This window comes from Demequina pilifera (assembly GCF_048814985.1).
Taxonomy (GTDB): Bacteria; Actinomycetota; Actinomycetes; order Actinomycetales; family Demequinaceae; genus Demequina.
Genome location: NZ_JBMDTW010000004.1, coordinates 110,849 through 125,892, shown reverse-complemented (window position 1 = coordinate 125,892; position 15,044 = coordinate 110,849). Strand labels below are relative to the sequence as shown.

Here is a 15,044-nt window from a genome sequence, read left to right as displayed (position 1 = left end):
GCATGGACATCGTGTACAGCCTCCTGCGAGAGGCGATCGCGCCCACGACGGCGGCCTTCGCTCTTGCCGCCATCGGCCTCAACTTCCACTTCGGCATGACCGGGCTGCTCAACATGGGCCAGGCGGGCTTCATGCTGCTCGGCATGTACGGCTACGCCATCACCGCTCGCGAGGGCGGCCCGATCTGGCTGGGAATCCTCGTGGCGCTGGCGCTCGCGGTGGTGTTCGCCGTGGTGCTGGGCTGGCCCACGCTGAAGCTGCGCGGCGACTACCTGGCCATCGTCACCATCGCGGCCGCCGAGATGATCAGATACGTCGGCCGCTCCCAGAACCTCAATTCCCTCACCGGAGCGTCCACCGGAATCCGCGGCAACGAGTTCAAGGGCTCCTTCGAGATGCTCTCTCCGTTCCCGGACCGGATGGTGGAGTTCGGCCCGCTCGCGCTCCACGGCACGCGGTCCACCAGCTGGTGGCTCGCGCTCGTGGGGTGGGCGGTCGTCGCGCTGATGGCGCTGCTGTTCTGGCGCCTGTCGCGCTCGCCCTGGGGGCGCGTCCTCAAGGGGATCCGCGAGGACGAGGACGCCGTGCGCTCGCTCGGCAAGAACGTGTACTCCTACAAGATGCAGGCGCTGATCATCGGGGGCGCGATCGGCGCCCTCGGGGGGATCGTCTGGGCTCTCGGGGCCTCGGTGCAACCCGACTCCATGGGCCGGCCCACCACGTTCTGGATCTGGACGCTGCTGCTGCTCGGCGGCGCGGCGACCGTGTTCGGACCGGTGCTCGGCTCGATTCTGTTCTGGTGCTCCCTCGTGCTGGTGAAGGGCTTGGCGTCCGCGTTCATCCCGGACACGGTCCTGAACACGCAGCAGCTCGAGCCCTTCTCCCTCACCCTCGTGGGCGTGACGCTGATGTGCCTGGTGATCTTCAGACCCCAAGGAGTGCTGGGCGACAAGAAGGAGCTGGCTTTCCATGACTGACGACGTATTCGCCGATGTCGCGCGGGAGCCCGGGGCGCCCAAGCCCGACCCCATCGTGATCGCCGACAAGGTTCACCGACACTTCGGCGGGCTCACGGCCGTCGATGTGGACCATTTCGAGGTTCAGCGCGGCGCCATCACCGCGCTGATCGGCCCCAACGGGGCCGGCAAGTCGACCTTCTTCAATCTGCTCACCGGTTTCGACAAGCCGCAGAGGGGCGACTGGCTCTTCAACGGCAACTCGCTCAAGGGCGTATCTCCCGCCAAGGTCGCGCGCGCCGGCAAGGTGCGCACGTTCCAGCTCACCAAGGCGCTCAGCCGCATGACGGTGATCGAGAACATGCGCCTGGGGGCGGCGGATCAGAGCGGCGAGAACTTCTTCGTCGCCTTCGTGCCGGCGCTGTGGAAGAAGCGTGAGGACGAGATCACGGCCAAGGCGCACGTGCTCCTCAAGCGCTTCAAACTCTACGAGAAGAAGGACGAGTTCGCGGGCTCGCTGTCCGGCGGCCAGCGCAAGCTCCTCGAGATGGCGCGTGCGCTGATGTCCGACCCGGAGATGGTCATGCTCGACGAGCCGATGGCCGGCGTGAACCCGGCTCTCACCGAATCGCTGCTCGACCACATCGTCAAGCTCAAGAACGAGGGCGTCACCGTGCTGTTCGTCGAGCACGACATGCACATGGTGCGCCGCATCTCGGACTGGGTGGTGGTGATGGCCCAGGGCCAGATCATCGCCGAGGGCCCGCCCGACACCGTGATGCAGAACCCGCAGGTTCAAGAGGCCTACCTGGGTGCGCACATGGACGAGGACCTCTCGGACCTTCCCAGCATCGACGAGATCACCAAGGAGGGCTCCGAATGACCGACACAGCACCGCTGCTGATCGCCGATGACATCATCGCCGGCTACGTCCCGGGGGTCGACATCCTCAACGGCTGCTCGATGAGAGTCGACCAGGGCGAGCTGATCGGCATCATCGGACCCAACGGTGCCGGGAAGTCGACGTTCCTCAAGGCCCTGTTCGGCCTGGTGACCATCACGTCCGGCACCGCCACCCTCGGCGGCGAGGACATCTCCAACAAGCGTGCGGACCAGTTGGTGCAGATGGGCGTGGGATTCGTCCCCCAGTCCAACAACGTCTTTCCGTCGCTCACTATCCGCGAGAACCTCGAGATGGGCGCGTACCAGAACGCGAAGGGCTTCAAGGCCCAGTACACCCGCGTGATGGACCTGTTCCCCGACCTCGCCTCCCGCGACCACCAGCGCGCGGGGTCGCTGTCCGGCGGAGAGCGACAGATGGTGGCGATGGCCCGGGCCCTGATGATGGATCCCAAGGTGCTGCTCCTCGACGAGCCGTCCGCGGGGCTGTCCCCGGTCCGTCAGGACGAGACCTTCGTGCGCACCCGCGAGATCAACAAGTCGGGCGTGACCATCATCATGGTCGAGCAGAATGCGCGGCGCTGCCTGCAGATCTGCGACCGCGGTTACGTGCTCGACCAGGGCACGTCGGCCTACACCGCGACGGGCCAGGAGCTCCTCAAGGATCCCAAGGTGATCGAACTGTACCTGGGAACGCTGGGCGCCTAGCGGCGCCCCGCTCCCCCGCTTCAGGGCCCGTCAGCAGCGATGCTGACGGGCCCTTTCGCTTGGGGTGGTGAGGCGCACTGCGGCCGATGCGGGGGCCGGTCGATCCGCGTGGCGCCAACGTGGGGGCGTTCTTGGGGCACGCCCGCATCGACCGTCCGCACTCATGACCGTGGAAGTCGTGCGTGGCGAAGGTCAGGATCCGCCGCAGCGACGCACCGCTCCCACTGCGTACGTGACGAAGGAGGGCGACCCAGCGACCGCATCGGCCGCCCACACGCGAAGAGGGCCCCCGGCTGAAGCCGGGAGCCCTCTCGCTGCGTGTCAGTGAAGGCTTACGCCTCGCCGAACACCGCCTCGACCCAGGTCTGCACGTTGTCATCGCCGTACTCGTAGACGCCCACGTAGGCGCTCGAGGGGTCGTTGTCCGCGTTGAACGGACCCACACCGGACACGGCCTGGTAGATGATGTCCTCGCCAGCCTCGATCAGGTCCGCGCACTCGACCCAGCCGGTGCACTCCGTGCCACCGTCCGCGCCGGACACGGCGGGCAGGTTGTCGGCGACCGTCTGGCCGTCGCCTGCTCCACCCTTGAGGGCCGCGAGAGCGACCAGCATGGTGGCGTCGTACGACTCCGCACCGTAGGCGTAGGAGTCGAGCGGGCTGCCGTTCTCCTCGTCGAGCAGCGCCTTGAAGTCGTCCGCCGCGTTGGCACCGGGAATGGTGCCCTGAGCGCCGGTCATCGCGCCGTCTTCGAAGTCGGCCGAGTAGTCCGCGGTGTTGCCGTCCGTGAGGTACAGCTTGTCGGACGGGAAGCCCGCGCCGATCAGCGCCGGGATGATGGCCTTGGTCTGGTCGAAGGCGATCACCAGGATGCCGTCGGGATCCGTCGCGAGGACATCCTGAACGATGGACTCGAAGTTCGAGGCGTCCGTCTGGAACTCGTCGCCCGACGTTCCGTACGTGATGGTGCCACCGTTGTCTTCGATGACGCCCTGCACCACGTCGCGCAGCGAGGTGGCGTAGTCGTCGGCGAACAGCAGGATGCCGAGGTCTTCGATGCCGTCCTCGAGGATCAGGTTGCCGAGAGCGTCGCCCTGCACGGTGTCCGGCGGAGCGGTGCGGAAGAACAGCGGCGAATAGCCCGACAGCGCCGTCGAGGTGTTCGCGGGGGAGATCTGCACGATCCCGGCCGCGGTGACGTCGTCGACGACGTTCAGCGTCACTGCGGAAGAGGCGGCACCGACGATGGCGGCGACGTCCTCCGAGATGAGTTCGGTCACTGACTGCGAGGCGATCTGCGGGTTGTCGGTGTCGGACGAGTCGGTGTGGATGATCTCCACGTCCTCGCCCCAGACCCCGCCGGCCTCGTTGATCTCGGTCTGTGCGAGGTCGACGCCTGCGACCTCGGGCGGGCCGAGAAAGGCGAGGCTGCCGGTCAGCGGCAGCAGTGAGCCGATCTTCAGCGCCTCGCCGGAGCCTTCAGAGCCCCCGCCGCCATCGGTCGCCGAGGTCTCAGGGTCGGATTCGCTCGCGCAGGCCGCAAGGGCCAGAGAGGCTGCGGCGGCAAAGGCCGCGCCCCGCGCGATGGTGTTCCATCGAGCCATGTTGTGTTCCCTCCACACTGGCGGGGGTCCGCCAGAACATCCCGCCAGGGACGGTCCCTCGCGGCATTAACCTCACGGTAGCGCCAGGAGGTTTCAGATGGGGGTCCCATGCATCACGATTTTGTGACATAGGACGATTGACACGCCAGGTATTCGGCATCCGGTGGAGGGACCGCGCGACTTTCGTGCGCCGGCCGCCGGGGCGGGTCAGGCGGCGACTCTAGCCCTTGGAGTCGCCCATCTGATCGATGACGGCCTCTGCAACCTCGCGCATGGTGAGGCGACGGTCCATCGACGTCTTCTGGATCCAGCGGAAGGCCTCGGGCTCGTTGAGCCTCATCTTCTCCATGAGCAGCCCCTTGGCGCGCTCGACCTTCTTGCGCGTGTCCATGCGCTCGTTGATGTCCGCGATCTCGGACTCGAGCGCGCGGATCTCCACGAAGCGCGAGGCGGCGATCTCGACGGCCGGCAGCAGATCCGCCGGAGTGAAGGGCTTGACGACGTAGGCCATCGCGCCGGCGTCGCGGGCGCGCTCGACGAGCTCGGTCTGGCTGAAGGCGGTGAGGAGCACCACCGGCGCCACCCGCGCGGCGGCGATCTTCTCCGCTGCGGTGATGCCGTCCATCACGGGCATCTTGATGTCCATGACCACGACGTCGGGCTTGTGCTCGAGCGCGAGGGCGACCCCCTCTTCGCCGTTGGCGGCCTCGCCGACGACGTCGTATCCGCCCTCGGTGAGGGTCTCGACGATGTCCATGCGGATCAGCGCCTCGTCCTCTGCGACGACGGCGCGGCGCTTCTTGGCCTGCGCCTCGGGCTGGTCTGCGGTGTCATGGGTTTCAGTCACGGTGCCCAGCCTAATATCTGCGGGGTCCTTTGACCCAACCGGCGCGGCGTGACGGCCGGATTGGCGACGCGGACACGCGCCTCTGGACGGATCGTGCCGGCTCAGGCGCTAGCCTGTTATCCGCTGGCCCCGATAGCCCAACCGGCAGAGGCAAACGGCTCAAACCCGTTCCAGTGTGGGTTCGAATCCCACTCGGGGCACGCGGAGTGCTCTCGCACCGCGCGCAGGTCATCGCACCACTCGCGGGTCAGCCGTTGCGGGTCTCGAGAAGCTCCCGCACCCGAGACACGGTGGGGACGCGGCCGGCCATGACCACCTCATCGTCCACCACCAGCCCCGGAGTGGTCATCACTCCGTAGCCCGCGATGGCGGCGTAGTCGGTGACCTTCTCGATGTCAGCAGTCAGCCCCAGCTCGGCGACCGCCTCGCGCGTGACCTTCTCGAGGGCGAGGCAGTTCCGGCATCCCGGGCCGAGGATCTTGATGTTCATGGTGACCTCCGTTGGTGGTGGTTGGTGAGTGTGGATGAGGCGCCGCTAGAACACGGCGTTGATGAGGAAGCCGACGATCATGATGCCCGCGGCCACCGTGCCGAAGAACAGCCCGAGCAACGGCCCCTTGAGCACGCGCTTGAGCAGGATGAACTCGGGGATGGACAACGCGACGGTGCCCATCATGAAGGCCATCACGGTGCCCGTCGCCATCCCCTTGACCCACAGCGCCTCCGCGATCGGGATGACGCCCGCGGCATTCGAGTACAGCGGGATGCCGGCCAGCGTGGCGACGACCACGGCCAGCGGATTGCCCGGCCCTGCGTAGGTCGCGAAGAACTCCGCAGGCACCCACCCATGCACGGCGGCGCCGACCGCGACTCCGAGGATCACCCACTTCCACACGCGTCCCACGATGTCGCGGGTCTCCTCCCAGGCCGCCGCGACGCGTTCGGCCAGAACCGGACGGTGTCCGTCGGCGCCGAGCGTGGCCACGGGAGCGGCGAAGACGAAGTCCTCGACCCAGCGCTCGAGGTTCATGCGGGAGAAGACCCAGCCGGCCCCCACGGCGAGCCCCAGGCCTGCGGCGACGTACGCGCCGGTGACCTGCCAGCCGAACATGTCGGCAAGCATCACGACCGCCACCTCGTTCACCAGAGGCGAGGCGATCAGGAAGGCGAAGGTGACGCCGAGCGGCACGCCCGCCGCGACGAAACCGATGAAGATCGGAATCGACGAGCACGAGCAGAACGGCGTCAGTGCGCCGAGCACGGCGGCCATCGCGAGGGACAGTGCGAGCGGCTTGCCCTCGAGGAAGGCCCTCACCCGCTCGGGTCTGAGGGTCGTGCGGAGCAGGCCGATCAGGAAGATCATGCCGACCAGCAGGAGGAGGATCTTGGTGGTGTCGTACAGCAGGAAGTGCAGCGCGCCCTCCGCCCGTCGACCGAGATCCAGACCCAGCCAGTCCCCCAGCGCCACGTCCCACGCGACCTCGTTGAGGGCGAACACGGCCGCCCACAGCGCGGCCAGTCCCACGAGCACGAGCACGAGCCTCAGCGTCGCACCGCGGGTGCCGCTCGCGAGCCTGGCAGCGGCGTTCATGGCCCGTCTCGGCTCCCGCCACCCGGAAGGGCAGCGACCAGGCGGTCGAACGTGTCCGCCCTGACCGCGTAGTCGACCCATCGCCCTCGCCGCGTGGTCGTCACCAGCCCGGACTCCCGGAGCACCTTGAGGTGATAGCTCATCAGGTTGCCGGCCACGGGCACCAGCTCCTGCAGCTCGCACACGCATCGCGACCCCTGCGACAGCACATCGAGGACCGCCCACCGCACGGGGTCTGCGGCGGCCTCGAGCAGCCCCACGCGCTCATGCGTGCCGGGCTCCGACAGTTCAACGCCCATTGATGCAGTCACATTTGAAGCGTACGGCGCGGCTCAGCGCCGAATCCGGGACCAACGTCCATGTGCCACGCCTGGCCCGCCGCCCGAGTCGAAACGTCGGCGACGCGCCATACTGCAAGCATGGACACCACACCTGAACCTGCGGCGGCCCGCCATATCGCGCTCGTCGCTCACGACAACAAGAAGGCGGAGCTGCTCGAGTGGGCGAGCTTCAACGCCGGATCGCTGAAGAAGCACCACCTGTACGCCACCGGCACGACGGGGAACATGCTCGAGCACGAGCTCGGCATGCACGTGCAGCGGTTCCTCTCGGGGCCCGTCGGGGGCGACCAGCAGATCGGCGCACGCATCGCCGAGGGCGGCATCGACATGCTGATCTTCTTCTGGGATCCCCTGGAGTCGCAGCCCCACGACCCGGACGTGAGAGCGCTGCTGCGGCTGTGCACCGTGTGGAACATCCCCATGGCGAGCAACGTCGCCACCGCAGACTTCTTGATCTCCTCTCCCCTGTTCCATGAGGAGTATGAGCGCGCGGTGCCGCCGTTCGGCCCGCGCGACTACACGGAGTTCTCGGGCACCGCCTGAGACACCCCTGAACGCACTTCGGCCCGCCCTCCGTGGAGAGAGCGGGCCGAAGTCGCGTCTGAGCGCTGGGCGCTACTTGCGCACCTGTCCGACCTTGTGCACGAAGATCGAGTTCGTGGTGCCGGGGATGCCCACCGGCGTGCCGGACACGACCACGACGTAGTCCCCGTCGTTGGCCATCTCGTTGTCCTTGAGATAGCCGTCCACGAGGGCGACCATCTCGTCGGTCGAGTCCACTCGCTTGACGAGCGCGGCGCGCACTCCCCACGTGAGCGCGAGACGCTTCTGGGTCTTGGGCTCGGGAGTGAAGGCCAGCATCGGCACGCTCGGGCGCAGGCGCGCCATGCGCAGCGCCGAGTCACCCGACTGCGTGAAGGTCACGATGTACTTGATGTCGAGTACATCGGCGATCTCCGCCGCGGCGTGGGTCACCGCACCGCCGCGCGTCTTCGGGGTCGTGAGGAACGGCGCGATCCTCGTGAACCCCTTCTCCTCGGTGTTCTTGACGATGCGGGCCATCGTCTCGACAGTCACGATCGGGAAGTCGCCCACGGACGTCTCACCCGACAGCATGACCGCGTCGGTGCCGTCGAGGATGGCGTTCGCGCAGTCCGAGGTCTCGGCGCGGGTCGGCACGGGTGCGTGGGTCATCGACTCGAGCACCTGGGTGGCGACGATGACCGGCTTGGCGTGAGCGCGGCACAGCTCGATCGCGCGCTTCTGAACCAGCGGCACGTCCTCGAGCGGCAGCTCCACGCCCAGGTCGCCACGGGCGACCATGATGCCGTCGAAGGCGCCGACGATCTCCTCGAGGTTGTCGACGGCCTGCGGCTTCTCGACCTTGGCCACCACGGGAACCGTGATGCCCTCTTCGGCCATGATGCGTGCGACGTCGTCGTAGTCCTTGGCGGAGCGCACGAACGACAGCGCGATGAAGTCGGCGCCCAGCTTGAGGCCCCAGCGCAGGTCGTCCTCGTCCTTCTCGGACAGCGCGGGAACCGAGACGGCGACGCCAGGCAGGTTGATGCCCTTGTTGTTCGAGACCGGTCCCGGAACGACCACGGTGGTCACCACGTCGGTGTCCGTGACCTCAGTGACCTCCAGGCGGACCTTGCCGTCGTCGATGAGCAGCGAGTCGCCGACCGAGCAGTCGGCGGGGAGACCCTCGAAGGTCGTGCTGCAGATGTCCTTGGTTCCCTCGATGTCGCGCGTGGTGATCGTGAACGTGTCACCGACCTCGAGGTCGTGCGGTCCGTCGGAGAAGCGGCCCAGGCGGATCTTGGGACCCTGGAGGTCGACGAGCACGGCGACGTTGCGTCCCGCCTCCTCGGCGGCCTGGCGCACGTTCCTGTAGACCTGCTCGTGCTCCTCGGCACTGCCGTGGGAGCGGTTGATCCGGGCCACATCCATGCCGGCGCCCACCAACTCGCGCATGTCCTCGATGGCGGACGTGGCGGGGCCAATGGTGCAGACGATCTTCGCGTTTCGCATGTTCTCCAACCTCATAGTTCTTCAGGCCCGGATGGCGGCTGAATGGGCCGTCACCGGAGCAGGGAGCTCGGTGCTCCCCAGCAGGTATTGATCGATCTCGGCGGCCGCCGCGCGGCCCTCGGCGATGGCCCACACCACGAGCGAGGCGCCACGGCCCGCGTCGCCGGCGACGAACACGCCGTCGACGTTCGTGGAGTAGTCGTCGCCGCGCTGAATGGCGCCGCGATCCGTGGTCGCGATCCCGCCCTGTGCGGACAGGTCGGTGGTCTCGGGGCCGGTGAAGCCCATGGCGATCAGCACCAGGTCCGCGGGGATGTCCCGCTCGGTGCCCGCGATGGGCGTGCGCGATCCGTCCGCGTTGTACTGAGTCTCGGCCACCTTCAACGCCGTGACGTGCCCGCCTTCGCCGACGAACTCGACGGTCGACGCGAGGTACTCGCGCGATCCGCCTTCCTCGTGGCTCGAGGAGACCTCGAAGATGCGGGGGTCGGTGGGCCACGGCTCCGTCTCGGGACGGGTCTCCGGGGGCTTCTTGCCGATCGCGAGCGTCGTGACGGAGGCGGCCCCCTGGCGCAGGGCGGTGCCGATGCAGTCGGAACCGGTGTCGCCGCCGCCGATGACGATGACGTGCTTGCCCTCGGCGTGAATCTGGTCCGGGACCTCGTCGCCCGCCACCGCCTGGTTGCCCTGGTGCAGGTAGGGCATCGCGTAGTGGATGCCGTCGAGGTCGCGCCCGGGAATCGGCAGATCGCGCGGCTTGGGCGCCCCGGTCGCGACGAGCACGGCGTCGTAGCGCGCGCGCAGCTCGTCCCAGGCGATGTCGGTGCCGATCGCCGTGCCGGTGCGGAAACGCGTGCCCTCCGCCTCCATCTGCGCGATGCGTCGGTCGATGTGGACCTTGTCGAGCTTGAAGTCGGGAACGCCGTAACGGAGCAGTCCGCCCAGGCGATCATCCTTCTCGTACACGCGCACCGTGTGCCCCGCACGAGTCAGCTGCTGTGCGGCGGCGAGGCCGCCGGGTCCCGAGCCGACCACCGCGATGGTCCTCCCCGTCTGGCGCTGAGGCACGATGGGCGCGACGTTGCCGTCTTCGAACGCGTGGTCGATGATCTCGACCTCGATGTTCTTGATCGTCACCGCGGGCTGGTTGATGCCGAGCACGCACGAGGTCTCGCACGGCGCCGGGCAGATGCGACCCGTGAACTCGGGGAAGTTGTTGGTCGCATGGAGGCGATCGATCGCGTCCTTCCAGTGACCGTCACGCACCAGGTCGTTCCACTCGGGGATGATGTTGCCCAAAGGGCACCCTTGGTGACAGAACGGGATGCCGCAGTCCATGCAGCGCGACGCCTGGCGGCGCAGCGTCGGCTCGTCGCGCGACAGCTCGTCGCGCACCTCTTTCCAATCGAGCAGTCGCACGGGAACGGGGCGGGACGCCGGCAGCTCCCTCTCCCGAACCTTCAGAAATCCACGCGGATCAGCCACTGGTCACCTCCAAGAACTCGGCCCACGCGCCCGGAGCGCGCAGGTCACCCCCACTGGCCTCGAGCTCGGCAAGGGCGTCACGCACTCGAGCGTACTGAGCGGGCAGCACGCGAGTGAACCGGGGCGCATACTCGTCCCAATGGGTGAGAATGTCGCGCGCCCGCGGCGACTCGGTGAGCTCGAGGTGGCGCTCGATCATGGTCCTCACGATGGTCTCGTCCTCGGCGTCGAGCCCGCTCAGGGTGAGCTCGCCGGAGGCGAGCGCTTGGCGGTTGACGCGTTCGCGGCGCAGGTCGAGCACGTACGCCGTGCCTCCCGACATGCCCGCGCCGAGGTTGCGTCCGGTGCGACCGAGGATGACCGCGGTGCCGCCCGTCATGTATTCGAGGGCGTGGTCGCCCACGCCCGCGACGACGGCGGATGCCCCGGAGTTGCGCACCAGGAACCGCTCGCCCACCTGGCCACGCAGGAAGATCTCGCCGCCGGTGGCGCCATAGCCGATCACGTTGCCGGCGATCACGTCCTTCGAGTCGTCCATCATCGACTCGCGATGCGGCCTCACGATGACGCGGCCCCCGGACAGTCCCTTCGCGACATAGTCGTTGGCGTCTCCGAGCAGGCGCAGGGTGATGCCCTTGGGCACGAACGCTCCGAACGACTGGCCCGCGGAGCCGGTGAACGTGATGTCGATCGTGTCGTCCGGCAGGCCGGCGCCACGGTAGCGCTTCGTGACCTCGTGACCGAGCATGGTGCCGACGGTGCGGTTCACGTTGCGGATCGGCATGTCGATCGAGACCGGCTCTCCCCTCTCGAGGGCGGGCGCGGCCAGTTCGATGAGGCGACGATCCAGTGCGACATCGAGGCCGTGGTCCTGGGTGGTCGAGCTGGTGATGGCGCGGCCCGGCTCGGGGCGCGCGAGCACCGGCGACAGGTCCAGACCCTTGGCCTTCCAGTGGTCGATCGCCGTGCGCGTGTCGAGCGCCTCGACGTGGCCCACCGCCTCCGCGACGCTGCGGAATCCCAGCGCCGCGAGGTGCTCACGCACCTGCTCCGCGATGAACTCGAAGAAGGTGACCACGTACTCGGCCTTGCCCGTGAACCGCGAACGCAGCTCCGGGTTCTGCGTCGCGACGCCCACCGGGCAGGTGTCGAGGTGGCACACACGCATCATGATGCAGCCCTCGACCACCAGAGGTGCGGTCGCGAAGCCGAACTCCTCGGCGCCCAGCAGCGCTGCGACGACGACGTCGCGGCCCGTCTTCATCTGGCCGTCGACCTGGACCACGATCCGGTCGCGCAGGTCGTTCAGCACGAGCGTCTGCTGGGTGTCCGCAAGACCGATCTCCCACGGCGCACCCGCGTGCTTGAGGGAGTTCAGCGGGCTCGCACCGGTGCCGCCGTCCTGGCCCGAGATCAGCACCACGTCGGACTTGCACTTGGCCACTCCGGCCGCGATGGTCCCGACCCCCACCTCGGACACCAGCTTGGTGTGGATGCGGGCCTGCGGGTTGGCGTTCTTCAGATCGTGGATCAGCTGCTTGAGGTCCTCGATCGAGTAGATGTCGTGGTGCGGCGGAGGGGAGATGAGTCCCACTCCAGGCGTCGAATGACGGGTCTCCGCGACCCACGGGTAGACCTTCGTGCCGGGCAGCTGACCGCCCTCGCCTGGCTTGGCGCCCTGGGCGAGCTTGATCTGGATGTCGTCCGCGTTCACGAGGTACTCGCTCGTGACGCCGAAACGGCCCGATGCGACCTGCTTGATCGCGCTGCGACGCTCGGGGTCGTACAGGCGGTCCGGGGATTCGCCGCCTTCGCCGGTGTTCGACCGGCCGCCAAGGCGGTTCATCGCGATCGCGAGGGTCTCGTGCGCCTCGGAGGAGATCGACCCGTAGGACATCGCCCCCGTGTTGAAGCGCTTGACGATCTCGCTGGCGGGCTCCACCTCGTCGATCGGGATCGACGGGCGGTCCGACGCGAACTCGAACAGGCCACGCAGCGTCATCAGCCGCTTGGACTGGTCGTCCACGCGGTCCGTGTACTGACGGAAGACGTCGTACTTGCGGGTGCGCGTCGCGTGCTGGAGCGTGAAGACGGTGTGGGGATCGAACAGGTGGGCCTCGCCGTCGCGACGCCACTGGTATTCGCCCCCGGTGTTGAGGCGGCGGTGAGGCGGCAGCTCCCCCGAGGGCGGATACGCATCGGCGTGGCGACGCGCCACCTCCTCGGCGATCACGTCGATGCCGACGCCGTCGATCTGGCTGGGGGTGCCCACGAAGTGGCGGTCGACGAAGGCGCGCGCCAGCCCCACCGCCTCGAACACCTGGGCGCCCCGGTACGAGGCGATGGTCGAGATGCCCATCTTCGACATGATCTTCAGCACGCCCTTGCCGAGCGCCTTGATCAGGTTCGAGACGGCGACGGACGGTGCGGTGTCGCCCAGATAGCCCCGCCTCGCAAGGTCCTCGACGGTCTCCATGGCGAGGTACGGGTTGACGGCCGCTCCGCCGTATCCGACGAGCAGCGCGACGTGATGCACCTCGCGGACGTCGCCGGCCTCGATCACCAGCGAGGCGCGGGTGCGGGTGTGGTTGCGCACCAGGTGGTGATGCACCGCGGACGTGAGCAGCAGCGACGGGATCGGTGCGAAGTCCTGGTTGGAGTCGCGGTCCGAGAGCACGATGAACGACACTCCCTCACCGATCGCGGTGTCGACCTCGTCGAAGATGTCCGTGAGCCGGCGCTCGAGCGCCTCGTGGCCTCCGGCGACGCGATACAGGCCACGAATGCGGCGCGCGGAGAACACGCCCTCGAGGTTCGGGTCGGCATCGATGTGGAGGATCTTCGCCAGCTCGTCGTTGTCGATCACCGGGAAGTCGAGCAGCACCTTGCGGGCGTGCTCGGGAGTCGCCTCGAGGAGGTTCGGCTCGGGGCCGATCGCGCCGCCGATGGCGGTCACGATCTCTTCACGGATCGAGTCCAGCGGCGGGTTCGTCACCTGGGCGAACATCTGGGTGAAGTAGTCGAACAGCAGCCGGGGACGGTCCGACAGCACCGCGATGGGCGTGTCCGAGCCCATGGCTCCGATCGGCTCGAGCCCGGTGAGCGACATCGGGGTCAGCAGCCTCTTGAGCTCCTCCTCCGTGTAGCCGAACGCGCGCTGGCGGCGCTTCACCGACGCCCGAGAGTGCACCACGTGCTCACGGTCGGGCACGTCGGCGAGTCGCACCGCGTGGTCCCCTACCCACTGCTCGTAGGGGTGCTCCGCCGCGAGCTGAGACTTGATCTCCTCGTCCTCGATGATCCGCCCGGCGGCGGTGTCCACCAGCAGCATGCGACCCGGCTGCAGGCGGCCCTTGCGCACCACCTTGGCGGGGTCGATGTCCAGCAGACCGGCCTCGGAACCCGCGACCACCAGGCCGTCGTCGGTGACCCAGAAGCGGCCCGGACGCAGGCCGTTGCGGTCGAGCGTCGCGCCGATCAGGCTGCCATCGGTGAAGTGCAGAGCGGCGGGACCGTCCCACGGCTCCATCAGCGCTGAGTGGTACTCGTAGAACGCGCGCCGATCGGGCGCCATCTCGTCGTTGTTCTGCCACGCCTCGGGCATCATCATCAGCACGGCGTGCGGCATGGACCGGCCAGCCAGGTGGAGCAGCTCGAGCACCTCGTCGAACGAGGCGGTGTCGGACGAGGACGGGGTGCACACTGGCTTCAGGGCGTCCATCTCGCCCAGCAGCCCGGAGCTCATCGTGCCCTCGCGCGCCGTGATCCAGTTGCGGTTGCCCTGCACCGTGTTGATCTCGCCGTTGTGAGCGATGCCTCGCAGCGGCTGCGCGAGAGACCACGAGGGGAAGGTGTTAGTGGAGAACCGCGAGTGCACCAGCGCGAGCTGCGACGTGAAGAGTTCGTGCGTGACGTCGGGGAAGACCTGCTCGAGCTGGTACGTGGTGAGCATGCCCTTGTAGGTGAGCGTGCGGCTCGACAGCGACGCGAAGAACGGCCCACCCGACTTCTCCGCCCTCTTGCGCACGCGGTACGCACGGCGGTCGAGGTCGATGCCCTCGAGGCCGTCGGCGGCGACGTACACCTGACGGAAGACCGGCATCGCCGCGCGCGCTGACGGGCCGAGCGGCTCCGGGTTCGCCGGCACGTCCCGCCAGCCGAGCACGCTCACCCGCTCGGTGCGGGCCGCGTCCTCAAAGGCACGGACCTCGGCATCCTCGTCCCCTGGGGTGAGGAAGGCGATGCCCACGGCGTACTCGCCCTGTGCGGGAAGGTCGAAGTCGACCACGGACCGCAGGAAGGCGTCCGGGATCTGAGTGAGCAGGCCGGCTCCGTCACCGGTCTCCGTCTCGGCGCCCACGGCGCCGCGGTGCTCGAGGTTCTTGAGGGCCGTGAGGCCTGCGTCCACGATGTCGCGGCCGGGCGTGCCACGCAGCGTCGCCACGAAGGCGACACCGCACGCATCATGCTCGTATGCGGGGTCGTAGAGCCCAGTAGCGGGCTGGGTGACGCGGGTCGTCGCGGCCATCACACCGTCCTTAGCCGTCGTCGGCGCAGGCCGAGGACTTGATCGATTGC

At 68.1% G+C, this 15,044-nt stretch carries 12 protein-coding genes and 1 tRNA gene; 5 read left to right on the top strand and 8 right to left on the bottom strand.

What is annotated here, in order from left to right; translation table 11 throughout:
* Positions 1–2: 2 nt before the first annotated feature.
* The 3 genes from ACNI14_RS08415 to ACNI14_RS08405 are packed head-to-tail and all read left to right on the top strand — an operon-like array spanning position 3 to position 2,564.
* Entirely contained in the window at positions 3–977 is a 975-nt protein-coding gene (locus tag ACNI14_RS08415) for a branched-chain amino acid ABC transporter permease (RefSeq protein ID WP_420519548.1), read from the top strand.
* Complete coding sequence (locus ACNI14_RS08410) at positions 970–1,839, top strand: ABC transporter ATP-binding protein (RefSeq protein WP_420519547.1); 870 nt, start codon at positions 970–972, stop codon at positions 1,837–1,839. Before ACNI14_RS08415 ends, ACNI14_RS08410 begins: the two co-directional genes overlap by 8 nt.
* Entirely contained in the window at positions 1,836–2,564 is a 729-nt protein-coding gene (locus ACNI14_RS08405) for an ABC transporter ATP-binding protein (RefSeq protein ID WP_420519546.1), read from the top strand. The genes ACNI14_RS08410 and ACNI14_RS08405 overlap by 4 nt, the downstream gene beginning before the upstream one ends.
* Positions 2,565–2,896: 332 nt before the next feature.
* Here ACNI14_RS08405 and ACNI14_RS08400 read toward each other — a convergent pair whose 3' ends face one another.
* Together ACNI14_RS08400 and ACNI14_RS08395 are read right to left on the bottom strand one after the other, a co-directional pair.
* Positions 2,897–4,168 (bottom strand): ABC transporter substrate-binding protein, encoded by a 1,272-nt coding sequence (locus ACNI14_RS08400; protein WP_420519545.1) that lies wholly within the window; start codon positions 4,166–4,168, stop codon positions 2,897–2,899.
* Positions 4,169–4,388: 220 nt separating this feature from the next.
* Positions 4,389–5,024: an ANTAR domain-containing response regulator gene (locus tag ACNI14_RS08395; protein ID WP_420519852.1), complete on the bottom strand. Its 636-nt coding sequence runs from the start codon at positions 5,022–5,024 to the stop codon at positions 4,389–4,391.
* A gap of 117 nt (positions 5,025–5,141) precedes the next feature.
* On the opposite strand from ACNI14_RS08395, the gene ACNI14_RS08390 reads away from it, so the two are divergent.
* Positions 5,142–5,215: transfer RNA gene (locus tag ACNI14_RS08390), tRNA-Leu, on the top strand.
* Between the two features lie 47 nt (positions 5,216–5,262).
* Here ACNI14_RS08390 and ACNI14_RS08385 read toward each other — a convergent pair.
* Genes ACNI14_RS08385 through ACNI14_RS08375 form a run of 3 tightly spaced genes read right to left on the bottom strand, consistent with a single transcriptional unit; the run spans position 5,263 to position 6,917 of the window.
* Positions 5,263–5,505 carry a thioredoxin family protein gene (locus ACNI14_RS08385; RefSeq protein WP_420519544.1) on the bottom strand — a complete coding sequence of 81 codons (243 nt, stop codon included), beginning with the start codon at positions 5,503–5,505 and terminating at the stop codon, positions 5,263–5,265.
* A 45-nt stretch (positions 5,506–5,550) separates the two neighbouring features.
* Positions 5,551–6,606 carry a permease gene (locus ACNI14_RS08380; protein WP_420519543.1) on the bottom strand — a complete coding sequence of 352 codons (1,056 nt, stop codon included), beginning with the start codon at positions 6,604–6,606 and terminating at the stop codon, positions 5,551–5,553.
* On the bottom strand, positions 6,603–6,917 hold the full coding sequence (locus ACNI14_RS08375) for an ArsR/SmtB family transcription factor (protein ID WP_420519542.1): 315 nt from the start codon (positions 6,915–6,917) through the stop codon (positions 6,603–6,605). The genes ACNI14_RS08380 and ACNI14_RS08375 overlap by 4 nt, the downstream gene beginning before the upstream one ends.
* Positions 6,918–7,025: 108 nt before the next feature.
* On the opposite strand from ACNI14_RS08375, the gene ACNI14_RS08370 reads away from it, so the two are divergent.
* The gene (locus ACNI14_RS08370; protein ID WP_420519541.1) at positions 7,026–7,490 is read left to right on the top strand and encodes a methylglyoxal synthase; all 465 of its coding nucleotides are present in this window, start codon (positions 7,026–7,028) and stop codon (positions 7,488–7,490) included.
* Between the two features lie 72 nt (positions 7,491–7,562).
* Here the strand turns inward: ACNI14_RS08370 and pyk are convergent, their stop codons facing one another.
* From pyk to gltB, 3 genes are read right to left on the bottom strand one after another with little or no spacing between them, the layout of a single operon-like run.
* On the bottom strand, positions 7,563–8,981 hold the full coding sequence (gene pyk / locus ACNI14_RS08365) for a pyruvate kinase (RefSeq protein WP_420519540.1): 1,419 nt from the start codon (positions 8,979–8,981) through the stop codon (positions 7,563–7,565).
* A gap of 21 nt (positions 8,982–9,002) precedes the next feature.
* Positions 9,003–10,466 carry a glutamate synthase subunit beta gene (locus ACNI14_RS08360; protein ID WP_420519539.1) on the bottom strand — a complete coding sequence of 488 codons (1,464 nt, stop codon included), beginning with the start codon at positions 10,464–10,466 and terminating at the stop codon, positions 9,003–9,005.
* Entirely contained in the window at positions 10,459–14,994 is a 4,536-nt protein-coding gene (gltB, locus tag ACNI14_RS08355; RefSeq protein ID WP_420519538.1) for a glutamate synthase large subunit, read from the bottom strand. The genes ACNI14_RS08360 and gltB overlap by 8 nt, the downstream gene beginning before the upstream one ends.
* Positions 14,995–15,044: the final 50 nt, after the last annotated feature.

Bases quoted from the DNA above. Each gene is read 5' to 3' on its own strand.
- ACNI14_RS08405 (WP_420519546.1), top strand. From the start codon at position 1,836: ATGACCGACACAGCACCGCTGCTGATCGCCGATGACATCATCGCCGGC.
- ACNI14_RS08385 (WP_420519544.1), bottom strand. From the start codon at position 5,505: ATGAACATCAAGATCCTCGGCCCGGGATGCCGGAACTGCCTCGCCCTC.
- ACNI14_RS08415 (WP_420519548.1), top strand. From the start codon at position 3: ATGGACATCGTGTACAGCCTCCTGCGAGAGGCGATCGCGCCCACGACG.
- gltB (WP_420519538.1), bottom strand. From the start codon at position 14,994: ATGGCCGCGACGACCCGCGTCACCCAGCCCGCTACTGGGCTCTACGAC.
- ACNI14_RS08400 (WP_420519545.1), bottom strand. From the start codon at position 4,168: ATGGCTCGATGGAACACCATCGCGCGGGGCGCGGCCTTTGCCGCCGCA.
- ACNI14_RS08370 (WP_420519541.1), top strand. From the start codon at position 7,026: ATGGACACCACACCTGAACCTGCGGCGGCCCGCCATATCGCGCTCGTC.
- pyk (WP_420519540.1), bottom strand. From the start codon at position 8,981: ATGCGAAACGCGAAGATCGTCTGCACCATTGGCCCCGCCACGTCCGCC.
- ACNI14_RS08410 (WP_420519547.1), top strand. From the start codon at position 970: ATGACTGACGACGTATTCGCCGATGTCGCGCGGGAGCCCGGGGCGCCC.
- ACNI14_RS08380 (WP_420519543.1), bottom strand. From the start codon at position 6,606: ATGAACGCCGCTGCCAGGCTCGCGAGCGGCACCCGCGGTGCGACGCTG.